This window comes from Campylobacter sp. TTU-622, assembly GCF_016598965.1.
Taxonomy (GTDB): Bacteria; Campylobacterota; Campylobacteria; order Campylobacterales; family Campylobacteraceae; genus Campylobacter_D.
Genome location: NZ_JAENKR010000054.1, coordinates 1 through 8396 on the forward strand (window position 1 = coordinate 1; position 8396 = coordinate 8396).

The window sequence follows — 8396 nt, forward strand, 5'->3', positions numbered from 1 at the left end:
CATTAGTATTAAAAGGACTATTTTAGTATGTTTTGTTTTAAAAAATGATAAAATATTTTAAATTAAAAATAAACTTTATTAAAAGTATTAAACAAAGAATTAAAGCAAATTGAAAATATCCAAGAATAAAGATAATTATAAAATTATAATTATCTTTATTTTCTAATCTAATTTGTAAATTCAAAATTTGAAATTTTTATAAAAAATTATTCTTTTCTTGTTTTGGAATCAACTATAAATAAAGGCTTATTTAACAATTTAAAATCACTAATAAATTTAAGAGTTTTATCACTACTTATCCATTCAATAAATTTTTTCGCTTCTATATAATTGACATTTTTACAATGCTTTGGATTTACAGCTATAATAGAATAAAAATTCTTTAAACTATTATCTCCTTCATTAACTATAACTAAACTTGGATTATTTTTTTCATTTGCTTCATATTTAATATAAGTGCCACGATCTGTTAAAATAACACCTTTTTTTTCTGCAGCTATCATAATAGAAGCTAACATTCCTTGACCACTTTGTTGATACCAAGCTTGTTTCTCAGGAACTTCGCCTGTTAAATTTTTCCAAAGACTTTTTTCTTTATTATCTGTACCTGATTTATCTCCCCTTGAAATAAAAGTTAATTTTTTATCTTTAATAAGCTCTAAACTTTCTTTTAAACTTTTATCTTTAAACAAAGGCGCTAAAGATTTATCAGCAATTAAAATAAAGTCATTATACATTAAAGGCGTTCTATCTACACCAAAACCTTTGGCAACAAATTCTTTTTCTACCTTTGGAGAATGGACAAAAACAACATCTGCATTACAATCTTCACCAAGTTTTAAAGCAGCACCTGTTCCAACAGCAACCCATTTAAGAGTATTTCCACTTTCTTTCTCATAAAGAGGCTTTAAAGCATCAAGTAAACCTGTATTATCTGTGCTTGTTGTTGTTGCCATTTTAAGCTCTATGGCATTAATGCTAAGTATAAATACACATAAAAAAAATAATTTTTTCATTAGAAATTTCCTTTATAAGTAAATAAATATTTTTATCTTAGCATAATTATGCTAAGATTTCTCAATATTAAAAAGGTTTTATGTGGATTATATTTTAGAAGGTTTAAAACAAAGCATATTTTTACTTTTTAGTGGAGATAAAAGTATTTATTCTGCTATTTATACCACACTTTTAAGTTCTAGTGTTTCTATTATTTTAGCTCTTTTAATTGGATTTCCTTTAGGATTTGCTTTGGGATTTTTTAATTTTAAATTTAAACGTTTTATTAAACTTTTAATCAATACTAGCCTTTCTTTTCCAACCGTTGCTATAGGATTGATAATTTATGCTTTTATTTCTTATAAAGGTCCTTTAGGAAATCTAAATTTACTTTTTACAACAAAAGCTTTAATCTTAGGGCAATTTATTCTAGCTTTACCTATAATCATAGCACTTTTTTCAAATTTAATTGAAAATATGAATCCAAAACATTTTTTACTTATCAAATCTTTTCATTTAAGCTCTACAAAACTTATTTTAACCATTATTTATGAGTTAAGATTTGCTTTAATTAGTGTTATTGCTCTAGCCTATGGACGCATTGTTGCTGAAGTTGGAGTTGCTATGATGGTTGGGGGAAATATAAAATACGACACAAGAACAATTACAACTGCAATTTCTCTTGAAACAAGTAAAGGAGAATTTGCAAGAGGTATTGCACTAGCTTTAGTTCTTATTACTCTTTCATTTTTCTTAAATTTCATTATCCATAAACTAAAAAGAGACTAAAATGATAAATATAAAAGATCTTCAATTTTTTTATAAAGAAAAAATGATTTTAAATATTAACAATCTTAGTCTTGATACAGAAAAAATAAGTATTTTAACTGGTATAAATGGAAGTGGAAAAAGCACACTTTTAAGAATACTTGCTTTTTTAGAAGGAGATTTCTCTAAAAATATTACTTATTTTGGTAAAAACAAACTTTCACTCAAAGAAAAAAGACAAATTTATTTATTGCTTCCTGATCCCATTCTTCTTAATCGTAATGTAAAAGAAAATTTTTATTTTGCATTAAAAACTTATGATATAAAAGAAAATTGGGATGAAAGTATTCAAAAAGCTTTAAAATTATTAGATCTTGATAAAAATTTATTAAAAAAAAATACTCACGAACTCTCTTCTGGACAAATTAGAAAAATATCTTTAGCTATAGCCTTAAGTATAAAAGCTAGATATTATCTTTTAGATGAACCTAGTGCATTTTTAGATAAAAATACTTTATTTTTATTTAAAAAAGCTTTATTGCAATTTCAAGAAGAAAGAAAAAATGGTTTTCTTATAGTAAGTCACGATAAAAATTTTTTAGATGATTTGGCACAAACTAAATTTTATTTACACGATGGGAAAATTTTGGAATTTGAAAATATAAATATTTTTGATTTAGAACAAAATATTATAGAATTTTCAAATCCTCTTTATTTTGAAACAAAAGCACAAAAAATAGCTATTAATCCTTATAAAATAAAACTAGGCAATCATTTAAAATTTCATATTAAAAAAGCAAAAATCATTGCTTTAAGAATAAAAAAAGAATTTATATTTATTAGAGTGAATTCTGGAAATAAAATTTTAGAATTTGCCTTAAAAAATGAAGAGTTTCAAAAACTCTCGCTAAAGCTCTATCAAGATATAGAACTAAGCTTTGATAAAGAAGCTATTTATTATATATAAATAAAAAGACTTTTTTACTCTTTTTAAATAATTTATGTTACAATTTTAATAAAAATAACAAAGGAGAAATTATGTTTGAATTAAGAAAATTACCTTATGATATCAATGATTTTGGAGATTTTTTAAGTAGCGAAACTTTTAATTTTCATCATGGAAAGCATCATCAAACTTATATAAATAATCTTAACAATCTTATTAAGGGAACAGAATTTGAAAATAGAGATTTAATCCATATTATTAAAAATTCAAATGGAGGAATATTTAATAATGCTGCACAAGTTTATAATCACGATTTTTACTTTGATTGCATAAAACCAAAACTTGGTTGTGGATGTGGGGGAAATTGTGAAAGCTTGGATGAAAAATTAAAAGAAGCCTTAGAAAAAGAATTTGATTCATTAGAAAATTTTAAAGCAGAATTTATTAAAGGCGCCACAGGAGTTTTTGGTTCAGGTTGGTTTTGGCTTGTTTATAATACTAAAAATCAAAAATTAGAATTTACAAGCACTTCAAATGCAGCTACACCAATAACTGAAGATAAAGTTCCTTTACTTGTTGTAGATGTTTGGGAACACGCTTATTATATAGATCATCGCAATGCTCGTCCTGCTTATTTAGAAAAATTCTATGCTCATATTAATTGGAGTTTTGTTTCAAAAGCTTATGAATGGGCTTTAAAAGAAGGTATGAATTCGGTTAGCTTTTATGCAAATGAACTTCATAGCGTAAAATAACTTTTATTTCTTTTCTTGTGTTATAATGAATTTTGACTTAATTGTCAAAATTCTACATAGAAAGGATAAATATGGATAATTCTTTATTAGCATATACCCAAAAATACGAAAAAGAAGGATATGGATTACAATATCCTGATGGACACGTTATAAGATTTTATGAGAGAATCTTAAAATATAAATTAAATAAAACAAGTGGAAAATTACTTGATTTTGGTTGTGGAAATGGAGTGCATTCTAAATATTTCCAAAACATAACTGGGGGGGGGGTATTGAGCCTTATGGCATTGATATAGTTCCTAGCTTAAAAAATATCTGGGAAAAAGATCCTTACTTAGATTCTAAAAATTTTCACATTATAACTCCTAACTCTAGTTTTAAAAATCTATTTAATGTAAAAATGGACTTTATATTTGCAAATCAAAGTTTATATTATCTTACTAAACAAGCTTTTAAAGAAACTATACAAGAATTTTATGAATTGTGCAATAAAGGGGCTATTATATTTGCCACAATGATGAGCGATAAAGGCTATAGTATGTATAAAAGAGGAGAACTTATGGATAATGGATTATGCGAGGTAAAAGAATGTCCAAGTGGTAGATTAAGTGGTTCTTCATATATACGTTTTACTAAAAATATAGAAGAATTAAAAGAAGATTTTAAGCCTTTTAAACCTTTATTTTGGGGAGATTATGAATTGATTAACTTATACAATTTTGAAGGTAGCGTGGAACATTTTATTTATATAGGACAAAAGTAAGTGCTAAAGCACTTACTCTCCTAAACTTGGAGTCATTTCGATAATCTTCCAAGGAAGCCCTTGAGAATTAAGCTCATCCATAAAAGGCTTAGCATCAAATTCTTCCATATTAAATACACCCTTACCTTGCCAAATTCCCTTAGCAACAAGTTTTGTTCCTATCATAGCAGGAACGCCTGTAGTATAACTTACAGCTTGAGCACCTGTTTCTTTATAACACTCTTCGTGATTGCAAACATTGTAAATATAAACTTGCTTATCTTTGCCATCTTTTATACCGCGAATCACACAACCTATATTAGTATAACCTTTAGTGCGTGGTCCTAAACTTGCAGGATCAGGAAGTAAGGTTTTTAAAAATTCAATTGGCACAATTTCTCTTCCTTGATGCATTACAGGCTTAATACCTAGCATTCCTACATTTTCAAGACATTTCATATGAGTTAAATAGCTTTGCCCAAAAGTCATAAAAAAGCGTATTCTTTTTAAACCTTTAATATTTTTTACTAAACTTTCAAGTTCTTCGTGATAAAGCAAATAACTATCTTTTACGCCTACTTCTGGATAGTCCCATTCCATTTTTATTTCCATAGGTTTTGTTTCTATCCACTTACCATTTTCCCAGTAACGCCCCTTAGCAGAAACTTCACGCAAATTAATCTCGGGATTAAAATTAGTTGCAAAAGCATAGCCGTGATCACCTGCATTACAATCTAAAATATCTATATAAGAAATTTCATCAAATAAATTTTGTTGTGCATAAGCACAAAAAACATTAGTTACCCCTGGATCAAAACCACTTCCTAAAAGTCCCAAAATTCCTGCTTGTTTAAATTTATCATTTCTTGCCCATTGTTCTTTGTATTCAAATTTAGCTAAATCAGGGTGTTCATAATTTGCTGTATCAATATAATGAATCCCAGTTTTTATACAAGCATCCATTAAACTTAAATCTTGATAAGGTAAAGCCACATTAAGCAAAATTTGTGCTTTTGTTTTTTTAATAAGTTCTACAACCTTATCAGTATCATCAGCATCAATTTGTGCAGTCTCAATCTCTACTCCTAAACGCTCTTTAATAAAAGTAGCAATTTCATCACATTTACTTTTTGTTCTACTTGCTAGAGTGATTTTATTAAAAGTGTCTTTATTCATCGCACATTTTATGGTAGCTACACGACTTACTCCGCCTGCACCTATGATTAAAAGATTTGCCATTATATTTATCCTTAGAAATTAAATTTATTTAAAATTTCATATAAAATCTTAAAAATTTATATATGATTTAAAATAAAAAAATATAATTAATATTATACTAAAATTAATTTTATAAAGTTTTAAGATGTTTAAATCATTTTTTCTTTCTAAAAGATGGGCGCTTTGGGCGTATTCTGGTTTATTTTTATTGCTATTATTTTTATATTTGCAAATAACTTTAAATGTTGCCATTAATGAATGGTATCAAAATTTTTATAATGCATTACAAAAACCAAAAATTCAAAGCTCTAATGAATTATTAATCTTTTCAGATGAAGAAATTCAAAAAGCAAATGAGTTGGCCAAACAAAATTTAGAAAAGGCAAATCTAATCAATAAAGCCTCAATTTATTATTATCAATTTCTTTTAAAAAACTTTTTTGGAGTAAAAAATATAGAAATAAAAACAAATTATGATATTAAAGATTTTTATTCTTTAATCATTATATTCTTATGTATTGCCTTGCCTTATGTAATCATAGCAACGATTAATATTTATTTTACGAGTGTTTATGCTTTTAAATGGCGTGAAGCTATGACTTTTGATTATTTAAAATTTTGGAAACAAAAAGATGATAATATAGAAGGAAGCTCTCAAAGAATTCAAGAAGATATTTACAATTTTTCTAAAATAGTAGAACAACTTGGTTTAGCTTTTATAAAAGCTTTAATGACGCTTATTGCTTTTATACCTATCTTATGGGCTTTAAGTGATCAAATTTCTAAAAGTTTATCTCAAAGTTTATCAAAAGATTCTTTATTTTATTTTTTAGTTAATTTAGATGGATTTTTGGTTTATATAGCACTTTTAATATCTTTAGGCGGGCTTATTATCTCTTGGTTTATAGGGATTAAACTTCCTGGTCTTGAATATAACAATCAAAAAGCAGAAGCTGCATTTAGAAAAGAATTAGTTTTTGCAGAAGATGATAGAAAACAATATGCCAAAAATGAAACGATGATTGAACTTTTTATAGGATTAAAATTTAATTATCATAGACTTTTTTTGCATTATGGATATTTTAATATTTGGCTTATATTATTTAAACAAATATTAGTTATTGTTCCTTTTTTGATTATAGCTCCTAGCCTTTTTAGTGGTGCTATTGGTCTAGGCGTTGTTATGCAAATAAATAATGCTTTTGATCAAGTAAGGACTTCTTTTAGTGTTTTTATAGAAAATTGGACAACAATCACTCAGCTTAGAAGCATTTATAAACGTTTAAATGAATTTGAAAAAAATATTTCTTATAATTAACCCAATTATTTTAAGCTAAAATTTTACTTTTGATAATGTATAATTTCTAAATATTTATTTTAAATTCAAGGAGTTTCATTGGACCCCAGTCAAATTTTAGACTTAAATAAAACCTTATCTCAAACATCTTTTGATGTAAGTTATTCTATATTTATGATTTTAATCACGATTATTTTAGTACTTTTAAATGGTTTTTTCGTTTTATCTGAATTTAGTATTGTTAAAGTAAGAAAATCAAAACTTGAAGAATATGTAAAAGATAAAAAAGCTAATGCCAAGCAAGCTTTAGAAATTACCTCAAAACTTGATACTTATTTAAGTGCCTGTCAGCTTGGTATTACTCTAAGTTCATTAGCTCTTGGTTGGATAGGTGAGCCAGCTATAGCTAAAATTTTAGAAATACCGCTTTTAAAACTAGGCTTTAACTCAGTATTTATTCATACTATCTCTTTTATCATAGCTTTTAGCATTATCACTCTTTTGCACGTTGTTTTAGGAGAATTAGTTCCAAAAAGTATAGCAATAGTAACAGCAGACAAAGCGGTACTTTGGATAGCTAAACCTCTACATTTATTTTGGTCTTTATTTTTACCTTTTATTAAAATTTTTGATTTTCTGGCAGCTTTAACTTTGAAAATGTTTGGAATTAAACCCGCTAAAGAATATGATTTAACCCATTCTGAGGAAGAAATTAAAATTATAGCAAGTGAAAGCCAAAAAGGTGGAATTTTAGATGAATTTGAAACAGAGATAATACGCAATGCAGTTGATTTTTCAGATACGGTTGCCAAAGAAATTATGACTCCACGTAAAGATATGATTTGTTTAAATAAACAAAAAAGCTATACTGAAAATATTCAAACTATTTGCGAACATAAACACACAAGATTTCCTTATATTGATGGTTCAAAAGATACAATTTTAGGAATAATACACATTAGAGATATCATACAAAATGAACTTATAAATAAAAATGAAAATTCTAAAAATAATAAAAATTTAGAGAATTTTGTAAAACCAATTGTAGTTGTACCTGAAAATATCAGTATTTCAAAAGTTCTTGTTATGATGAATAAAGAAAGATCTCATACTGCTTTAGTAATTGATGAATATGGTGGAACAGCTGGAATTTTAACCATTGAAGATATTATGGAAGAGATTATAGGGGAAATTAAAAGTGAAAATGAAGAAATAGACAATTATAAACAGCTTTCAGAGAATGTTTTTGAATTTCAAGGTCGATGTGATATAGAAAAAGTAGAAGAGCTTTTAGAAATAAAATATGATGAAGATTTAGAACAAGTAACTATTGGGGGATATGTTTTTAATCTTTTAGGACATTTGCCTTTAGTTGGAGAAAAAATTGAAGATGAGCTTTGTTATTATGAAGTTCAAAAAATGAATGGTAATTCCATAGAACAAGTAAAACTCACTAAAAAACACAAAGATGATTAATTCATCTTTGTAGATATTTTTATTTATATACTCTTATTTATAACCTTCCTTAAGCATAAAACATAAGCTAAATTTATTGAATCTTATTCTTTAACATTAAAAGCTAGAAAGTAGTTTAATAATTAAATTTATTTATTACTCATATTAATTCACTAAAGAGCTTTTGCTCTTTAGTTATTAAAATCTCTTTTTCTTTAC

At 26.2% G+C, this 8396-nt stretch carries 9 protein-coding genes; 7 read left to right on the forward strand and 2 right to left on the reverse strand.

The features are described 5' to 3' along the window. Positions 1–206: 206 nt before the first annotated feature. Positions 207–1016: a tungstate ABC transporter substrate-binding protein TupA gene (gene tupA, locus JG677_RS05735; protein ID WP_200217264.1), complete on the reverse strand. Its 810-nt coding sequence runs from the start codon at positions 1014–1016 to the stop codon at positions 207–209. A gap of 82 nt (positions 1017–1098) precedes the next feature. Between tupA and tupB the strand changes: the two genes are divergently transcribed. From tupB to JG677_RS05760, 5 genes are all read left to right on the forward strand, one after another. Then, positions 1099–1785: a tungstate ABC transporter permease TupB gene (gene tupB, locus JG677_RS05740; protein ID WP_200169965.1), complete on the forward strand. Its 687-nt coding sequence runs from the start codon at positions 1099–1101 to the stop codon at positions 1783–1785. A 1-nt stretch (position 1786) separates the two neighbouring features. Continuing rightward, on the forward strand, positions 1787–2731 hold the full coding sequence (gene tupC, locus JG677_RS05745) for a tungstate ABC transporter ATP-binding protein TupC (RefSeq protein WP_200169966.1): 945 nt from the start codon (positions 1787–1789) through the stop codon (positions 2729–2731). Positions 2732–2802: 71 nt separating this feature from the next. After that, on the forward strand, positions 2803–3465 hold the full coding sequence (gene sodB / locus JG677_RS05750; protein ID WP_200285638.1) for a superoxide dismutase [Fe]: 663 nt from the start codon (positions 2803–2805) through the stop codon (positions 3463–3465). 71 nt (positions 3466–3536) lie between these two features. After that, on the forward strand, positions 3537–3761 hold the full coding sequence (locus JG677_RS05755) for a hypothetical protein (protein ID WP_200285640.1): 225 nt from the start codon (positions 3537–3539) through the stop codon (positions 3759–3761). Positions 3762–3865: 104 nt separating this feature from the next. Further along, positions 3866–4228 carry a methyltransferase gene (locus JG677_RS05760; protein WP_200169968.1) on the forward strand — a complete coding sequence of 121 codons (363 nt, stop codon included), beginning with the start codon at positions 3866–3868 and terminating at the stop codon, positions 4226–4228. Positions 4229–4240: 12 nt separating this feature from the next. Here JG677_RS05760 and JG677_RS05765 read toward each other — a convergent pair whose 3' ends face one another. After that, positions 4241–5446 carry a saccharopine dehydrogenase family protein gene (locus JG677_RS05765; RefSeq protein WP_200285641.1) on the reverse strand — a complete coding sequence of 402 codons (1206 nt, stop codon included), beginning with the start codon at positions 5444–5446 and terminating at the stop codon, positions 4241–4243. A gap of 124 nt (positions 5447–5570) precedes the next feature. On the opposite strand from JG677_RS05765, the gene JG677_RS05770 reads away from it, so the two are divergent. Continuing rightward, on the forward strand, positions 5571–6743 hold the full coding sequence (locus tag JG677_RS05770) for a putative transporter (protein ID WP_200285642.1): 1173 nt from the start codon (positions 5571–5573) through the stop codon (positions 6741–6743). A 78-nt stretch (positions 6744–6821) separates the two neighbouring features. Beyond that, positions 6822–8198, forward strand: coding sequence for a hemolysin family protein (locus JG677_RS05775; RefSeq protein ID WP_200285643.1), 1377 nt, complete (start codon positions 6822–6824; stop codon positions 8196–8198). Positions 8199–8396 lie beyond the last annotated feature (198 nt).

Bases quoted from the DNA above. Each gene is read 5' to 3' on its own strand.
- tupA (WP_200217264.1), bottom strand. From the start codon at position 1,016: ATGAAAAAATTATTTTTTTTATGTGTATTTATACTTAGCATTAATGCC.
- tupC (WP_200169966.1), top strand. From the start codon at position 1,787: ATGATAAATATAAAAGATCTTCAATTTTTTTATAAAGAAAAAATGATT.
- sodB (WP_200285638.1), top strand. From the start codon at position 2,803: ATGTTTGAATTAAGAAAATTACCTTATGATATCAATGATTTTGGAGAT.
- JG677_RS05755 (WP_200285640.1), top strand. From the start codon at position 3,537: ATGGATAATTCTTTATTAGCATATACCCAAAAATACGAAAAAGAAGGA.
- JG677_RS05760 (WP_200169968.1), top strand. From the start codon at position 3,866: ATGGACTTTATATTTGCAAATCAAAGTTTATATTATCTTACTAAACAA.
- JG677_RS05765 (WP_200285641.1), bottom strand. From the start codon at position 5,446: ATGGCAAATCTTTTAATCATAGGTGCAGGCGGAGTAAGTCGTGTAGCT.
- JG677_RS05770 (WP_200285642.1), top strand. From the start codon at position 5,571: ATGTTTAAATCATTTTTTCTTTCTAAAAGATGGGCGCTTTGGGCGTAT.